Source organism: Chryseobacterium sp. FP211-J200 (genome assembly GCF_001643375.1).
Taxonomy (GTDB): domain Bacteria; phylum Bacteroidota; class Bacteroidia; order Flavobacteriales; family Weeksellaceae; genus Epilithonimonas; species Epilithonimonas ginsengisoli.
This window is the reverse complement of record NZ_LSHB01000047.1, coordinates 1-15574: the sequence shown is the minus strand read 5'-3', so window position 1 is coordinate 15574 and position 15574 is coordinate 1. Positions and strand designations below refer to the sequence as shown.

At 38.3% G+C, this 15574-nt stretch carries 12 protein-coding genes; 3 read left to right on the top strand and 9 right to left on the bottom strand.

Features of this window, described 5'->3' with window-relative positions:
* Positions 1–36: 36 nt before the first annotated feature.
* From AXA65_RS14270 to AXA65_RS14245, 6 genes are all read right to left on the bottom strand, one after another.
* Positions 37–2652 carry a tetratricopeptide repeat protein gene (locus tag AXA65_RS14270; RefSeq protein WP_063970761.1) on the bottom strand — a complete coding sequence of 872 codons (2616 nt, stop codon included), beginning with the start codon at positions 2650–2652 and terminating at the stop codon, positions 37–39.
* A gap of 69 nt (positions 2653–2721) precedes the next feature.
* Positions 2722–3309 (bottom strand): Maf family nucleotide pyrophosphatase, encoded by a 588-nt coding sequence (locus AXA65_RS14265; RefSeq protein ID WP_063970760.1) that lies wholly within the window; start codon positions 3307–3309, stop codon positions 2722–2724.
* 64 nt (positions 3310–3373) lie between these two features.
* Complete coding sequence (locus AXA65_RS14260) at positions 3374–3895, bottom strand: KdsC family phosphatase (RefSeq protein ID WP_063970759.1); 522 nt, start codon at positions 3893–3895, stop codon at positions 3374–3376.
* Between the two features lie 74 nt (positions 3896–3969).
* The gene (locus AXA65_RS14255) at positions 3970–4875 is read right to left on the bottom strand and encodes a GLPGLI family protein (RefSeq protein ID WP_063970758.1); all 906 of its coding nucleotides are present in this window, start codon (positions 4873–4875) and stop codon (positions 3970–3972) included.
* A gap of 89 nt (positions 4876–4964) precedes the next feature.
* A complete protein-coding gene (locus tag AXA65_RS14250; RefSeq protein WP_063970757.1) occupies positions 4965–7691 on the bottom strand; it encodes a Plug and carboxypeptidase regulatory-like domain-containing protein in 2727 nt (908 codons plus the stop codon).
* Between the two features lie 90 nt (positions 7692–7781).
* Positions 7782–8429 (bottom strand): hypothetical protein, encoded by a 648-nt coding sequence (locus tag AXA65_RS14245; RefSeq protein ID WP_063970756.1) that lies wholly within the window; start codon positions 8427–8429, stop codon positions 7782–7784.
* Positions 8430–8712: 283 nt separating this feature from the next.
* Between AXA65_RS14245 and AXA65_RS14240 the strand changes: the two genes are divergently transcribed.
* Positions 8713–9594 carry a cupin-like domain-containing protein gene (locus tag AXA65_RS14240; RefSeq protein WP_063970755.1) on the top strand — a complete coding sequence of 294 codons (882 nt, stop codon included), beginning with the start codon at positions 8713–8715 and terminating at the stop codon, positions 9592–9594.
* Positions 9595–9731: 137 nt separating this feature from the next.
* On the opposite strand, the gene gdhA is transcribed toward AXA65_RS14240, so the two are convergent.
* The 3 genes from gdhA to AXA65_RS14225 all read right to left on the bottom strand — a co-directional run bounded on the left by gdhA (position 9732) and on the right by AXA65_RS14225 (position 13182).
* A complete protein-coding gene (gene gdhA / locus AXA65_RS14235; protein ID WP_063970754.1) occupies positions 9732–11090 on the bottom strand; it encodes an NADP-specific glutamate dehydrogenase in 1359 nt (452 codons plus the stop codon).
* A 181-nt stretch (positions 11091–11271) separates the two neighbouring features.
* A complete protein-coding gene (gene dprA / locus AXA65_RS14230) occupies positions 11272–12378 on the bottom strand; it encodes a DNA-processing protein DprA (RefSeq protein WP_063970753.1) in 1107 nt (368 codons plus the stop codon).
* 30 nt (positions 12379–12408) lie between these two features.
* A complete protein-coding gene (locus AXA65_RS14225; RefSeq protein WP_063970752.1) occupies positions 12409–13182 on the bottom strand; it encodes a rhomboid family intramembrane serine protease in 774 nt (257 codons plus the stop codon).
* Positions 13183–13324: 142 nt separating this feature from the next.
* Between AXA65_RS14225 and AXA65_RS14220 the strand changes: the two genes are divergently transcribed.
* Positions 13325–14434 (top strand): DUF3078 domain-containing protein, encoded by a 1110-nt coding sequence (locus AXA65_RS14220; RefSeq protein WP_063970751.1) that lies wholly within the window; start codon positions 13325–13327, stop codon positions 14432–14434.
* A gap of 22 nt (positions 14435–14456) precedes the next feature.
* On the top strand, positions 14457–15368 hold the full coding sequence (locus AXA65_RS14215) for a DUF3078 domain-containing protein (protein WP_063970762.1): 912 nt from the start codon (positions 14457–14459) through the stop codon (positions 15366–15368).
* The last annotated feature ends 206 nt before the right edge of the window (positions 15369–15574 follow it).

Genomic DNA, 15574 nt, shown 5'->3' with positions numbered 1-15574 from the left:
AATCTTCCGACCATGACTACAATTTGCTCTCTTTTTTTATTTCTTACGTTTCATTGTCTCTATTGTCTGCGATGGTACTTGTTGTAACACTTGTGAGTCCGCTTGCCCTGGAATTCCTGGGCCATTAGGCATCGGCAATTCTGTATTTCTGCCTTCATTCTGATTCAATTCTCGTTTCAGTACAGTAGCTTCGTCTTTTGTAGTTGATTGTGTTTGTGGTTTTTGGGAAACAACATTTCCACTTTCGTCTGTCAATTCCAGTTTAGCATCACTTTTCAGGTATTTCAAAAGTTCTTTCGCTTTGATGCCTTCCGGTGTTTTGGCATAATTAAGAACGATCTGTTCCAACTGTAAGATCATGATCTCTTTCCCTGCATTTTTCCCTGCATTATAAGCATTAAGCAAATAGAACTTAGGAACCAAGGCATCTTTCGGATTGTCTGCAATAGCTTTATCAATGATTGCGGATGACTCTGCAAATTTCTCTGTTTCGTAAAGTTTATAGGCGTCAGCATATAATTTTTCTACATCCGCAGTTGATTTGTTAAAATCTTTGTTTTTCGGGTTCTTCACATATTCCGCATATGACGTGTATGGATATGTTTCCAGGATCAGTTGTTTGGCTTTCTCGGCCTCTGCTGGATTTTTCTCGTAATTGAATACAAAAATGTTGTACAAGGCCTGAAGGTCTGTTTCTTCGTCTGGTTTATTCTCAACAAGATCAAATAACGTTTTGGTCGCTAATTTCGTATTACCAAAGAAAGATTCATACATTCTTCCCATTCCAAGACTTGCTGTGTCTCTGTCTTTTTTCAATCTTCCTAATTCCTCTAGGGAAGTCGGGATTTTTTCCATGTAGAATTCTGGTTCCAATCGGCGTGGGTCGGGCGCATTTGCCAATCCTAAAGCTTCATTTTTCAACTCCTCTATGGTAGTGGTTTTCGCGGAATAACGCCAGTTGTCAGAAAGGGTTCTGTTTCCCCAAGTTTGCTTGAAGGAACTTTCCCCTCTTGGGATATTGTTGGCATTGGCAAAATAAAACGTTGATCCGCCAGTGATCCCAAAATTCTGGAAACTGTTGGCATCCGAAGAATTGTTTGCGAAAATAGAGTTGGCATTATAGTCAGCATTATCAAAGCCTTTGCTACGGTCAGCTCTCCTTTGTTCCAGTTCTGCAGCGGCTTCTTTTGCTTTTATCTTGTCAATATATTTTGTGAAATATTCTCTTTGTGCATCCGGCGACATTTTTGTCAAACTAAGAATACTGTCATTTTTCTTGATGACATAGTAGTTTTTAGAGAGCTTTTTAATGTTAGCAGTTAGGCTTGTCAATCTCTCTTTTTCTGGTAGATAAGTCATCACAGCTAATGCGCTGTCGTAATAGACACCAGCCGTTAAATAATCGTCTTTTGAGAAATATTTTTTAGCGATCTCGGAATAAGTGAGTCCACGGATCTGCGGGTCGGACTGTTTTTCCTTCAAAGCTTTTCTGAAAAAAGAATCCGCGATAGAATCTTTTGCAGCAGAGGTCGCAACTAAGCCGCTTGCATAGTACAACTCATTTTTGCGGGAAGCGTAAGTTCCTTTTTTGGCAATTTTGGCAAGATAAGCCATTGCTTCTTCGTAACTGTCTGCTTTTCCATCGAATGTTTTAGCAATTTCTATCTGAGATTTCACTTCGAACTCGTAGCTGTTAGCATATTTGTAAGCGGCTGCAAAAGATTCCCTAGCCTCATCTTTTCTGTTGAGGTTTGAAAGGATCTGTCCACGTAGGAATGCGATACGGCTTTTGGTCTTTCTTTCTTTGTTGTATGTGAAAGCATCTTCCAAAACTTCGGCAGCCAATTCTTTTTTGCCCCATTTCAGGAAGTTGTCTGCTTGATAAACTTTTAAAACTTTGAGATGTTCCTTTTTAAGTTTTATCTTCGGATTTTCCTCAAGGTCTTTGAAAACCTCGTCTGCTCTATAATATTCTTTCAGTTTTGTGTAATTGGCTGCTTTGTAGACGCTTGCTAGCGGCAGTCTCTTATCTTTAGACATTGTATTGAAGAGATAGTTCAACGCATCCAGAGATTCCAGGTATTTTCCTTGGTACATTCTCGCTTTTGCCAAAAGGATGTAAGCATCGAATATCTTTTTGTTTTTCTCGACACCATTTACAAGAACCGAATATTTTGTGATAGCTTTTGTAGCTTTAGCCTCTGTGATCTGAAGGGTTGTAGCCCCTTTTCTATTGGCATTGCCAGAGTTTCCAGAAGCTCCAGAACCACCACCTATCGAAGACAATTTTCCATTATCAACGCCGCTTAGTGAAGCAGAGTTGGCAGATTGGGACCGGGACATTCCTCTTATCGGGGACATTGGGGCATCAAAATCTGCATTGGAACCACCTGGGCCACTTGAAAAACTTGTTGGTTCTGCAGTTACATCTTCTGTGGTGTAAACAGAAATATAAGGGTCATAGAAATTGTCAACGTGTGCTTTGTCTCTGCTCTCCATTTCTGCAGCTAGCGACTCCTTACTGTTGAATAAAGTATTGTGATAGGTCATAAACCTGTTGATAGGTCCGCTCTTTGTTTTCTTCTTTTTGTGACGCGGATTGCAGGCAAATATGCTCAAGACAGCAAGTATGATCAGTAAATATTTTCTCATCTAAGTAATTTCAATTTGAAATTGAGTATTCAATCTGTAAAAATAACGAATTTTTGCAAGGAAAATTATCTAAAGAACCTTGTTTTGAAAATTCTTTGGAAAGTGGTTCATTTTTTTGAGTTCTTCGTAAACCAGATCCACCGGAAAGCCCATCACAGAGTAGAATGAGCCAGAGATATTTTTGATCTTTGCCATGCCAAGCCATTCTTGGATCCCATAAGATCCGGCCTTGTCAAAAGGTTTGAAATTCTCGATATAAAAATTAATTTCATCCTCACTGATTTCAGAAAATTCTACATCTGTTTTGCTGGTTTTGCTGATCTCAGATTTTTCGGTCTTGATGGTAAAAGCGGTATAAACCTGATGCTTTTTTCCTGAAAGATCTTTCAACATTTCAAAAGCCTCTTCTGCATTTTTGGGTTTGAGGAGAATTTTTTGGTCTAATGCGACGATGGTATCAGAAGTTAAAAGAATCTCATCAGAATTTACCTTGAAAGCTGCTGCTTTTTTATTCGAAACATATTCTGCGATATTTTCTGGCAACAGGTCTGAAGGATAAGATTCATCAACATCGATTGACACGGTTTCAAAAGTATATCCTAATTGAGTCAATAGTTCTTTTCGTCTAGGCGATTGTGAAGCGAGTAATAATTTCATTTGCTTAATTTCTATATTTTTTTAATGGTCAAATGATGCGTTGAAGCGGTTCATTATCAAATAACTAAGCTGATTTTGTTTCTTCGTCGAGATTCCATTTTCCTTGCACTTTCATCACTTGTTCTATGACATCACGGACTGCGCCTTTTCCACCGTAAACTGGAGAGACATAATCTGAAATTGCCTTCACTTCCGGAACTGCATTGGCAGGACAAGCCGAGATCTCTGCCAATTTCATAATCCCAATATCTGGAATATCATCACCCATCATGAGAATCTCGGAATCTTGTAAATTATATTTCGATTTGAAATCTTCGTAATCCGAAATTTTGTGAGAAGATTTGGCGTAGTAATCATTGATTCCCAAATACTCCATTCTGTTTTTTACCATCGGATCATTGCCGCCCGTGATGATCCCTATCTTATAACCTTGCTTGATGGACTGGACAACTGCATAACCGTCTAGAACGCTCATGACTCTGGACATGTTCTTGTCTGGCAAAAGATAAACACTGCCATCTGTGAAAACGCCGTCAACATCGAATACGAAGGCTTTTATATTTTTTAATTTGGGTAAATAACTCATTTTGATCTTTTAAAAATTTAGCATAAAAAAGTCCTCCAAATAGAGGACTATAAAAATAGTGTTTTATGTGGAAATTAAGGATAAAGCGCAGGTTCTATTTTGTTATTATCCTTATTGATGATCTCTCTCTGGAATTTTTCCATATTTCTCAGCATCTCCGCTGGGTCTGTCATTTCTTTTCCGTTGATATTGATTTTCATTTTCACACCTGGCCTGGAGAGGTTTTGTCTCATATCTTTTACCGGATCATTTTTATATTCTTTCCATTGTTTGATGAATTGCTCCTCGGAAACTTCCAATTCCTTTCCGCCGGCCATATTCCCAAATCTCACAACTCTTCCGCCTGGAGCAGTGGATTCAATTTCTTTTTTCTCAATTTTTTCGATCTCATCAAAGTTTTTGCTTCCGGCAAATTTGAAAACGTGAGTTCCGGTAGAATCTTCCATTTCCAATATCAATCCTGGCAATCCATGAAATTTGTAAGGGCCGTCCTGAAAAGGAAAATCCTGCGAAAACCAAGCCGTCCACATTCTGCCTCCAAAATCCAAGCTCGCCTTTTGAGCATCGAATTTATCGATCTTTTTTTTGTCGGGAAGGATTTTCCACTCCATGGGTTTTGTGTCTGTCACATCGAAACGGTTCGGACCGATGGTCGTGTGCAGATTGGTTTTAAAATCTGGATAGGATTTGTTGACAGAAGATTCTACTTTTCCGGCATTGTTATCATTGTAGCTGAAATTGGTAGCGCCAGAAGCCAATTGCTTTTGGATATAGGCGTCGCGGACAGAATCGCTGTAAAATCGCTTTCGGCTGTAGAATTTGCTTCCGTCTTTTTTAATGTCCAGATACATCAATTCTGTATTGGCAGAATCCTTTTTCGCCAGGTCAGAGACAAATCGGTACTCGTACATGATCCTTGTTCCTTGAGCAAATGATATTAAACTCAGGAAAAGCATTAGTAATAAGAGTGTTTTCTTCATAACTAAGTTTTTAGTGATTTAAAATTAAAAAAAATAAAAAGGCAGACAAAAATTTGCGCTACCTTTTTTGGTGTAATTAAAATAGTGTGTTACTTGAAATTGAACTTCACGGTGAACATGAATTGGCTTGGGCGGATCTTGTAGCTCTGAGTCACAGTGTTTCCTCTATCAATATTTACAGCTACAGTTTCGTAAACTTTTTTGTTCGTGATATTCAGCCATTTGAATTCAAAATCGATTTTTCTCTTGACCCAAGTGTATTGATAAGAGATATCGTAAAATGGATTCTTGTAAGTATTTCCTTGAGTGGACGTCACGCTGTTGTCCCAGTTGAAACCGAATGTGTGGTTTTCTGATGGATAGATGTAAGCCGAAAGGTTATGATTCCATCCAGAACTTTTTTGAGACGTAGATTGGGTAGCATTTTTACTGTTTCTCCAGTTCATACTAATGTTGTAATCTACACTTAACCAGCTGAAATAAGCATTATTGAATTTTGCAGTCCAAGTCTGAATATTGTTTTTACTTTCGATGAAATTTCCATTAAAGAAACTGAATGAGTTAGCGTCTGTATTGGTAAAACTTGTTGAGATATTACTTTTGAATTTAGGAAAATATTTTCCGATTTCCGCACTTTCGCTCTGAGATCTCGTTGAGTTCTCTAAAGCTTCTATTCCAATTGTTCCGCCAATCCCGCCTTCTGTATCAAAGGTTTCTGCGATGTTCCTTTTCACTGTTCCGTAGTTGTAACGAACGTTGAAGAAGAGATTGTTAAGTGGGTTTCTGTATTCCAATCTAGTACCGATGTTTCGACTTAGATATTCTGGCATTTTAGAATTGTTAAGGTCGCTAACGTATCTTCGAGATATATTTCCAGCAGAGCTTAGGATGTTACCACCATATAAAAACCCAAAATTTCCAAAATCATAACTTTGATTTGCAAACACCCAATATTTGAAGAATGATGCAAAATCATAACTTGCGAAGAAGGTTGGTTCCAATGCCGTTTTGGTCTTGTCTGCAAGCTGGTTATAAAGATTGTCTTGATACTTGATACTATAGTAATTAACAGGCAAGGTAAGATTCATATTCAATTTGTCAGATTTATAATTCAAAGACACTTGTGTGTATGGTGTTAGTTCGTTCCAATCCACATCATTCTGGTAGTTTCCTGCCAATGTGTAATAATTTCCATTTGATGAGCCACTAAGGACAGATTTCAAATTATTAAAATTCATGTTTATACCTATCTCCGGAATAATGGTCAACTTTTTAAAAGTAAATCCAACAGAAGCTGAATGGTTAACTTCCAATGTCTCAGAAAGTGCTGCTTGTCTGTAAGTGTCATAAAGTCCAGGAGAACTTAGACTCGTAAAATAATCTGTATAACTTCCAGGGTTGACTTCCATCGTCTGCTTATCTTTCTGATATTTGACATAACTCATCACATTGATCAACTTGTCTTTCCAAGGAATGATCGTGCTCAAAGAGTTTTGGAAACTTCCCGAAGGAGATTCTAAGGATTGATTTCCAAAAATATTAGGCTGTGTTGTGATATTTGTGTCCAAACTAGACAATCCTCGATCGGCATTCCAGAATCCATTCCACGTAGTGGTATTTTTAAAAAATCCTTTTTTAGCATTTTTGGTAAAAATCAATTCTGCTTTTGCCGCATTCGTATAAAAATCATTGCTTCTAGATTGTTCCAAGGTTCTACCTGCAAGATCTCCATTGGCTTCGATATTGTCATAGGCGGTTTTCGTATGGGAATCTCTTTCAATGTCATTGTTTGTGTAGTTCACGTTGGCCTTTAGTTCCCATTCTTTATTTTTGAATGGACTTGTCAAAAGATTGGCTGAAACAAAATGAACATTATTCAAAAGATATCTTTTTTCCGGAACGTCTGGGATTCCTGCGGTTTCTACACTTGTCCAGGATTTCTGTGTAGTCTGAGACCTTCTACCTTCCCATCTACTTCCAAAGCTCAATAGATTACCTTCTTTCTCCACACTTTCACCATTGTTATTTGCTTTGTAATTGATGACCCATTGGTTTTTTTGTCCGAAGAACATGGGTGTCAATTTCACATTCCAAAGCAATGGACTGAAGCCTGCACCAATTTCGCCACGACCGGTCATTGTCACAGATTTTTTTAGTTTGATGTTAAGTGCGGCCTGCTCGGATGGTACTTTATCACGAAGGATACTTACCGGCTGGTGATTTTCCAAAACCTCAACTTTGGAAACGGCATCTTTTGGAAGTGAGTTGTTGATGGTTCCGTACCCGCCTTCCATCAGGTCTTTACCGTTGACATAGAATTTGTTGATGGCCTCACCTTGGTAAAGGACCGTTCCATCTTTGTTAACCTCGATGCCGGGGATCTTCTTCAAAACATCGGCAAGGGTTCTGTCGTTTTTATTTTCGAAAGATTTCAGGTCGTAAGAAATTGTATCTCCTTTTTTGGTGATCAGTTTGGTTTTAAGTCTTACTTCCTGGATCTCTGTGGCTTGAGAGTCCAATGAAAAATTCAGTTTCTGGTCATCATTTTTGATGGATTGCGTGATCGGTTTCTGGTTGAAAGCTTTGATTTTTAAATCCAGATTGCTTTCCGCCGAGGTGAAACTCACTTTGTATTCGCCTTTTGCATTGGATATTCCGTAAGCTAAAATAGCGTTTTTTCCAGGTTCTTCAATGGTAACACTTGCGCTGGCAAGGGCTTTTCCGTCTGCATCGGTAATGATTCCTGTAACGGTTTTCTGGGCAAAAACAATCAGAGAAAAAGCAAGCGCAAAAAGGAGAGAGAGAATTTTTTTCATGTTAAATTATTGTATCACTAAAGTATTAGTAAAAGAACCTTGTAAAATGTTACAAGGTTTTTACTTTGAGATGGAATTTAATGCTTCAATTTATTTTTTAAGATCTTGTAATTCTTTCTTCAATTCAAAGATTTTGACTGTCTTTTCGGCATCTGGATACACTTTTGTATAATTTTCCAATGCCGATATATACTCTTCCAAGAATTCTGTATTGGTTGGTTCTGCGTCGTATTTGATTTTTGCTTCATTTATAGGAGCTAATTTTTCGTACTGCCGCCGAGCAATCCCTTCTCTTGTCTGGTTATACAGAATTACAATGTTCTTTTCGTATCCGGGAATGTATTTTACGGGAAATTTCTCATTCACGCTCGGGATTCTAATTTCGTTGGTAATTGGATAGATCGAAGCACTCATTGTCGAAAAAAAAGTCTCAACAAAACGATTATCTTGTTTTTGCACAATGGCCTCATAATCATGGATAGGTGCATCATTCAATGTAGAATTGGTTTCTGTGTCGGAAGTTATGATGGCGATGCTCTCTGTGCCATATTTGTTTAGAAACCAGGCATTCAAGAACTGTCCGGCAAATGCATTAGCTATTGATAGCGGTATAATGAAGATAAGCCAGAAAAGCTTCTTTGTGATGGCGGAGATGATACCAAAGAATAGGAAAAAAATAATCGTAGCGTAAAAACCGTGATGGCTAAAAAAAAACAAAATCTTTGATATTAGAACCATAACTTTTTTGCTTTGAATTATTTCCAAAAATAATCATTAATTATATATTCAACTAAAAAAAACCAAAATCAATTTTAACAATGACCATTGATGCTCTTACAGAATGTCACAAAGTTTTTGTTTGAGTTTATTAAAATATAAAAGTTACATATAGAAAATTCTTTTTCTAACTGGGTTTTGAAAGGATAATCCATTTATATCATCACATTCGATTATTTAAAATAATAATAATAGATAATGAAGAGTAAAATTTAATAAATTTGTTCCTTAATATTAGATTAACATGGGAGTCATTTTAAAACCAATTGATATTGTAGACGATATTACAAAAGAGGAATTCTTTGAAAAATATCTGAAGCCGCGCAAACCAGTTGTCATCAAAAACATGGCGAGAAACTGGCCAGCCTATCAAAAGTGGACGATGGAATATATAAAAGAAGTGGTGGGAGATGTGACTGTTCCGTTGTATGACAGCGCTAAGGCCGATCCGGCTGCACCGATCAATACGCCAACCACGGAGATGAAGTTTGCAGATTACATCGACCTGATCCAAAGAGAACCTACCGATCTGCGAATTTTCTTTTTTGATCCTATAAAACACGCTCCAGACATCCTGAACGATTATATCTCTCCAAAAGAATTGATGGGTGGTTTCTTAGACAAATATCCAAGTATGTTCTTCGGAGGGAAAAGTTCTGTGACCTTCCTTCACTATGACATTGATCTTGCTCATATCTTCCACACGCATTTCAATGGGAGAAAACATGTTTTACTCTTCGAACAGAAATGGAAAGACCGTTTGTATTGTCTTCCGTACGCCACTTATGCCTTGGAAGATTTTGATATAGAAAATCCGGATTTCGAGAAATTCCCTGCATTGGACGGCGTTCAAGGCATCGAGTGTTTTCTTGAACATGGCGATACTCTCTTTATGCCTACAGGCTGGTGGCATTGGATGAAATATCTGGACGGAAGTTTCTCCTTGTCTCTCAGAGCTTGGGACAAAAGCTGGGGCGTAAAGGCCAATTCGCTTTGGAATCTTACCGTACAGAGAGGTTTTGATAACTTTATGAAAACCAAATTCAAAGGTCAATACATGAACTGGAAAGAAAAGAAGGCCGTTGAAAGGGCCAACTACGCTTTGAAGCGAGGTTTACCAAGATAATTGTTCAAAGTAAAATGTAGAAAGTATTAAGAACTTTTTGTCATTAATCAAATAAAAAATGCAGCTAATAATTTAGCTGCATTTTTGTTATATGAAAGTCAAATTCTAATCTCTAAAATCTAACTTCTAATATCTGATTAAACTACACCTTGAGCCAACATTGCTTCAGCCACTTTTACGAAGCCTGCGATGTTTGCACCTTTCACATAGTTCACGTAGCCATCTTCCTCTTTACCGTAATCTCTACAAGCTTTGTGGATGCCGATCATGATCTCTTTCAATCTGGCGTCCACTTCTTCTGAAGTCCAGTTAAGTCTGATCGAGTTTTGCGTCATTTCCAAACCAGAAGTGGCAACACCACCAGCGTTGGAAGCTTTTCCTGGAGAGAATAAAACTTTATTGTCCAAGAAATAGTTGATCGCCTCAAGCGTCGAAGGCATGTTTGCAGCCTCAGTTACGCAAAGACATCCGTTTGCAACCAAAAGTTTTGCATCTTCCAGATCCAACTCATTTTGCGTTGCAGATGGGAAAGCAATATCACATTTCACTTCCCAAGGTCTTTTTCCTGCGAAGAACTGCGCTTCGGGATATTTCGTAATGTAATCTTCAGCTCTATTATTTCCGGAGGCTCTCAATTCCAATAGGTATTCGATTTTTTCTCCGGAGATGCCGTCTTTATCGTAGATGTAACCATCAGGACCAGACATCGTCACTACTTTCCCGCCTAGATCGTTGATCTTTTTGATAACACCCCAAGCCACATTTCCAAAACCTGAAACGGCTACAGTTTTACCAGCGATAGATTCATTGATGGTTTTTAGCATTTGCTCAGCGAAATAAACCACTCCGTAACCAGTTGCCTCAGGACGAATCAACGATCCACCATAAGCCAGACCTTTACCAGTCAATACGCCGGTAAATTCGTTTCTGATCTTTTTATACATTCCAAAAAGGTATCCGATCTCTCTTGCACCTACACCGATATCTCCGGCAGGAACGTCTGTCTCAGGACCAATATGTTTGCAAAGCTCTGTCATAAATGCCTGACAGAAACGCATTACTTCCATATCGGATTTTCCTTGTGGGTCAAAGTCCGAACCTCCTTTTCCACCGCCCATTGGCAAAGTTGTAAGTGAGTTTTTGAAAGTCTGCTCAAAAGCGAGGAATTTTAAAACGCTTAGGTTTACCGTTGGATGGAATCTGATTCCACCTTTGTAAGGTCCAATCGCGGAGTTCATCTGGATCCTGAATCCTCTGTTCACCTGGATCTCACCTTTGTCATCGATCCACGGCACGCGGAAGATGATCACTCTTTCAGGCTCTGCCATTCTTTCCAGAAGTTTCATTCCGGTATATTCTTTTCTCGTCGCAATGAAAGGAATTACGGTCACCGCAACTTCTTTTACAGCTTGGATAAATTCGGGTTCGTTAGGATTTTTGGCTTCAATTTTTGCCATAAACTCCTGAATCTTTTCTTCAACGTTAAATAATTCCATTGTGTACAATTATGACAACAAATTTAAATTCTTTTTCGAATTTCGCAAGTAATATTTTAATTTTTATTGAAAATTTAATGATATTGGTTATGTTTTTTGCATAATGTATAATTACGTCTTTTGTGTTAACAATTTTTGAAGTTAATATTAAATTACTTCACGTTTCCGAAATGGTGTTTTTTTAATTAAGTTGATATTGTCTTCCGGAAAGGCATTTGATGTAGCCATAAATTTCCAGATCGAGGAGAATTGGTAAGATCTTGTGATGCAAAATGCCGGATTTTTCAGCAAGTTCATCGAGCGAAATATTTTTATTATCAGTAATGATTTCCAATATTTTATGGTGGTCTTTTTTCTCAGGATCGATCTTGATTTTGGTTTCTTCGACTGGAAATAATTCTGGCTGAGGTGTAAAGTTGAGATTGGTGACCAATGTCTTGATGTCAACAATGGATTCAGCTTTGTTATTTGCTATCAAATGGTTGCAACCTTGGCTGTAAACATCAGTAATTTTTCCAGGCAATGCAAAAACGTCTCGGTTGTATTGATTGGCTGCGGTTACAGTGGTTACCGATCCACCTCCATAAGCGGTTTCCACGACAATCAAATGTGGAGAAAATCCAGCAATAATTCTGTTCCGTTGTAAGAAATTTTCCTTTGCCATGCCTTCAAATGAAGCATATTCTGTGATCAGCGCGCCATGATTCTCGAGGATCTTCTTAGCTAGATTTTTGTTGGCGGCAGGATAGATCTTGTCCAGGCTCTGTGCTAAAACAGCGATGGTGGGAATATCATGATTAAGGGATTCCTCATGCACACACGAATCTGCGCCCAATGCAAGACCGCTCACTGTACAAACTTTTGAAGCCGACAATTCAGAGGTCAGAGCCTGAATGAAATGCTTTCCGTAAGCTGTCAGTTTTCTCGTTCCAACAATACTCACAGGATTTAAATCATTATCTAAAGAGCCTTTGTAGAATAAAATGACAGGCGAATCGTCACAGTTTAGAAGATGTCTTGGATAGAGTTTTTCTTCCTGAGAGATGATTTTGATCTCATGTTTTTCACAGAACTTAATTTCCTTCTCGGCAGATCTCAAAAATTCTTCGTTTCCAATATTCTGGATGCTGCTTTTCCCGATTCCTGATATTGAAATGAGAGATCTTGGCGAAGATTTCCAAACTTCTTTGGCTGATCCAATATGTTGAATCAGTTTTTTGAGATTGATGTTGCCAATGTTTTTGCACTGTTTCAGCGCGAGAATGTAGAGGTGTTCTTCAGGATCCATAAGGTCATTTGTGTATGACCAATTTATAAATTATTTTTCATTTTTCCGAATCTCGTCCAGATATTCCCAAATATTATGCTGTTTCAGTTGAGGGAGTTCGTCGAAATCCTCTGGATGGTTCACGATATATTCCTGCCACATTTTGTCGTCTCGCTCATTGTAATATTCAGGATATTCCCAGATGTATTTGATTTTTTTGTCACCTTGTTTTCTGAAGATCAGGGCTAAAATAATTCCTGTGATACTACCAGCGAGGTGCGACTGCCAACTGATCCTGCTTGGTTCGGAAAGGTTGGAAAAGAACTCTTCTGGAAAGATTCCCCAGATCAAACTTCCGTAATACAATGCCACGACCAAGGAAACGGTCAGCAATTTCATATTCCATCGGAAAACACCACTGAAGAATATGAAGAAGGCAAGCATGTAGACCAAACCGCTCGCGCCGATGATGCAGCTATAGTTCCATTGTCCGGTAGTAATGTCTATGGGAGGAAGCATCCAGACCAACAATCCACAAGCGATCCAGCCGATCATGAAGATCTTGAAGGCGATCTTTGGGTAAAATTCAAATAGTAAAAACAGAAGAATCGCTATTGGCATGGAGTTGCCAAGAATATGATCCAAACTCCCATGTAATAATGGTGCAAAGATGACACCACTCAAACCTTCCGGAACCAATGGAATGATTGCGCCATTACAACCTCCAAAAAATCCGAGGTTCTGAAGCAGGAAAAATATCCACATCAATGCGAGCATTGCGATTGGAACCAAAAAGGATCTTAAATGAAAGGTTTTCAAAAACATGGATTTGAGAATCACAATTATACAGCCATTTTGTAGAAAAGGTAATTTTGTCCGTAAAAAAAGATGGTTTGATTGAGAATTTGGTTATAAAGTCAGATTTTTAAAAAATTAGTTTTGTTATTTTTGTGAAAAATTTTTATTAATGAAAAAGGTATTGGTAGTTTTTGCGGTTGTGATGGTCTTTTTTTCTAAAGCTCAGATCACGGATTATCAAAAGATGATCGACTCTATTGCACAAAAAAGATGGGATTCTACAGCTATAGACATTGATAGTCTTGCCAATCCGAGAATTGTGAATATCAGATCGTTAAAGAATGACTCTGTGAAGCTTTCCAACAATACAGTGATCGTCTCAAATACAGATGAAACAAGTCCTTTGACGCCATCCTCCATTTTAAATCTGCCAACGCTGAAACGCTGGTTCTTCTTTGGCCAGAACAGTTTGGTTTTCAATCAGTCTTCCTTTGCGAATTGGTATGCCGGTGGTAACAACAACATTGGTGTCATCGGAAAGGTGAATTATAATATTGTCTACAAAAAGAATCGGCATTATTTGGACAACAATATTCAGATGGCCTACGGTTTTGTTTCTTCTACAGGTCAATCGACCAGAAAGACAGATGATTACATCAATATCATGACCAACTATGGCTATGAATTGGCGCAGCATTATTATTTGTCCACAGGTTTTCAATTCTTGTCACAGTTCACACCAGGATTTAATTATGCCAATACGCCGGATCCAACTTACAATGACAGGATCTCCAAATTCATGGCACCAGGATATCTGAACGTCGGTCTTGGTTTTTCTTACAATCCCAATGAAAATTTCCAGGTGATCGTGAGACCCATCAATGGTAAATTCACCTTCGTTTTGGATAAAAAACTTCAGACTGCTGGTACTTATGGTCTTGAGAGAGATGGGCAAAGTATGCGAGCTGAGTTAGGAGCCATGGTCAACATTCTTTACAAGATCAAGATCTACAAGGACATCACCTACGTGAATCAGATCAACTTCTTTAGCAACTATCTGGAACATACAGAACGAGTCGACATCAACTACAGCGGCGCTTTGAATCTCAAATTCAACAAGTATATTTCGGGTGTTGTAACCATCGATATGATTTATGACCACGATCAGATCAAGAGGCTTCAAAGAAAACAGACACTTGGTTTTGGACTTACCTATAATCTTGGTTATAAAGTGGATCGTGACACCACAACTGGTGTGATCAAGCCATTTGTAAATTAAAAACTCAAAATATTATTTTATGATGAAAAAATTATTTTTCCTAGGAAGCATTTTGTCTGCTTTTATTTCCTACGCTCAGGAGCAGCCTGTTCAGGATACTGTAAAAGCTTGGTCTGTAGTTGGACAGAATACCTTGATGCTCAATCAATCTGCCTTCTCCAATTGGGTGGCGGGAGGCGCCAATAATGTGGGTTGGCAAGCAGGTGTCAATTACAATCTGACCTATGAGAAGGACAAAGATCTTTGGGAAAACATCATCATTCTAGGTTATGGGATGAATAATACCCAAGGGGTTGGCAATAGAAAAACGCAAGATGTCATCAACCTTTCTACCAATTATGGACGCAAGATTTCGGAAAATTGGTACGCTTCCTTTGGTGCAGGTTTGATTTCTCAATTCGCGCCAGGCTACGAAGATGGCAACAATCCCGAAGCTCAGAAAATCTCCAGCTTTATGTCGCCAGGTTACGTGAATGTCGGAGCTGGTTTCACGTACAGACCGAATGAAAATTTCACAATGACACTAAGGCCAGCAAATGCAAGATTCACATTCGTGACGGACAAAAATTTGCAATGGGCAGGAAATTATGGCTTGAAAAATGACGGCGATTCTATGCTTTTCCAATTCGGATTCTTGGGAACGGCGCAGTACAAAGTGAAGTTGATGGAGAATATCAATCTGCAAAACAACGCCTCGGTTTTCTCCAATTATTTGGATCATCCGGAGCGATTGGTTCTTTCGTACAGCGGGATTCTTAATATGAAAATCAACCGTTTTGTCTCTACCAATGTAACTTTGGACTTGCTTTATGACCACAATCAAATCAGAAAAACACAGCTAAAACAAACCTTGGGAATTGGCTTTGCCTACAACATCGACAACGGAAAGAAAAAATCTGACGATAAACGAAATCAGGATTGGAAAACTAAATAATTTTCAAGCACCGTTTCATCCTTAAAAACATTTCTATGTTATCATTTTACAAACCAAAAAATAGTCTCTTGGCAAAATATATTGAAGGATAACTCGTAGTGCATTATTACATTAATTCAATTTTAAGTCTATTCATTTTTCTACTGAAAACAAAAACATTTACAAACTGAATTAAAGTTAATGCTGTTATTTTGTTCAATACCCTT

Bases quoted from the DNA above. Each gene is read 5' to 3' on its own strand.
- AXA65_RS14215 (WP_063970762.1), top strand. From the start codon at position 14,457: ATGAAAAAATTATTTTTCCTAGGAAGCATTTTGTCTGCTTTTATTTCC.
- AXA65_RS14225 (WP_063970752.1), bottom strand. From the start codon at position 13,182: ATGTTTTTGAAAACCTTTCATTTAAGATCCTTTTTGGTTCCAATCGCA.
- AXA65_RS14265 (WP_063970760.1), bottom strand. From the start codon at position 3,309: ATGAAATTATTACTCGCTTCACAATCGCCTAGACGAAAAGAACTATTG.
- AXA65_RS14260 (WP_063970759.1), bottom strand. From the start codon at position 3,895: ATGAGTTATTTACCCAAATTAAAAAATATAAAAGCCTTCGTATTCGAT.
- dprA (WP_063970753.1), bottom strand. From the start codon at position 12,378: ATGGATCCTGAAGAACACCTCTACATTCTCGCGCTGAAACAGTGCAAA.
- gdhA (WP_063970754.1), bottom strand. From the start codon at position 11,090: ATGGAATTATTTAACGTTGAAGAAAAGATTCAGGAGTTTATGGCAAAA.
- AXA65_RS14240 (WP_063970755.1), top strand. From the start codon at position 8,713: ATGGGAGTCATTTTAAAACCAATTGATATTGTAGACGATATTACAAAA.
- AXA65_RS14270 (WP_063970761.1), bottom strand. From the start codon at position 2,652: ATGAGAAAATATTTACTGATCATACTTGCTGTCTTGAGCATATTTGCC.
- AXA65_RS14255 (WP_063970758.1), bottom strand. From the start codon at position 4,875: ATGAAGAAAACACTCTTATTACTAATGCTTTTCCTGAGTTTAATATCA.
- AXA65_RS14220 (WP_063970751.1), top strand. From the start codon at position 13,325: ATGAAAAAGGTATTGGTAGTTTTTGCGGTTGTGATGGTCTTTTTTTCT.
- AXA65_RS14245 (WP_063970756.1), bottom strand. From the start codon at position 8,429: ATGGTTCTAATATCAAAGATTTTGTTTTTTTTTAGCCATCACGGTTTT.
- AXA65_RS14250 (WP_063970757.1), bottom strand. From the start codon at position 7,691: ATGAAAAAAATTCTCTCTCTCCTTTTTGCGCTTGCTTTTTCTCTGATT.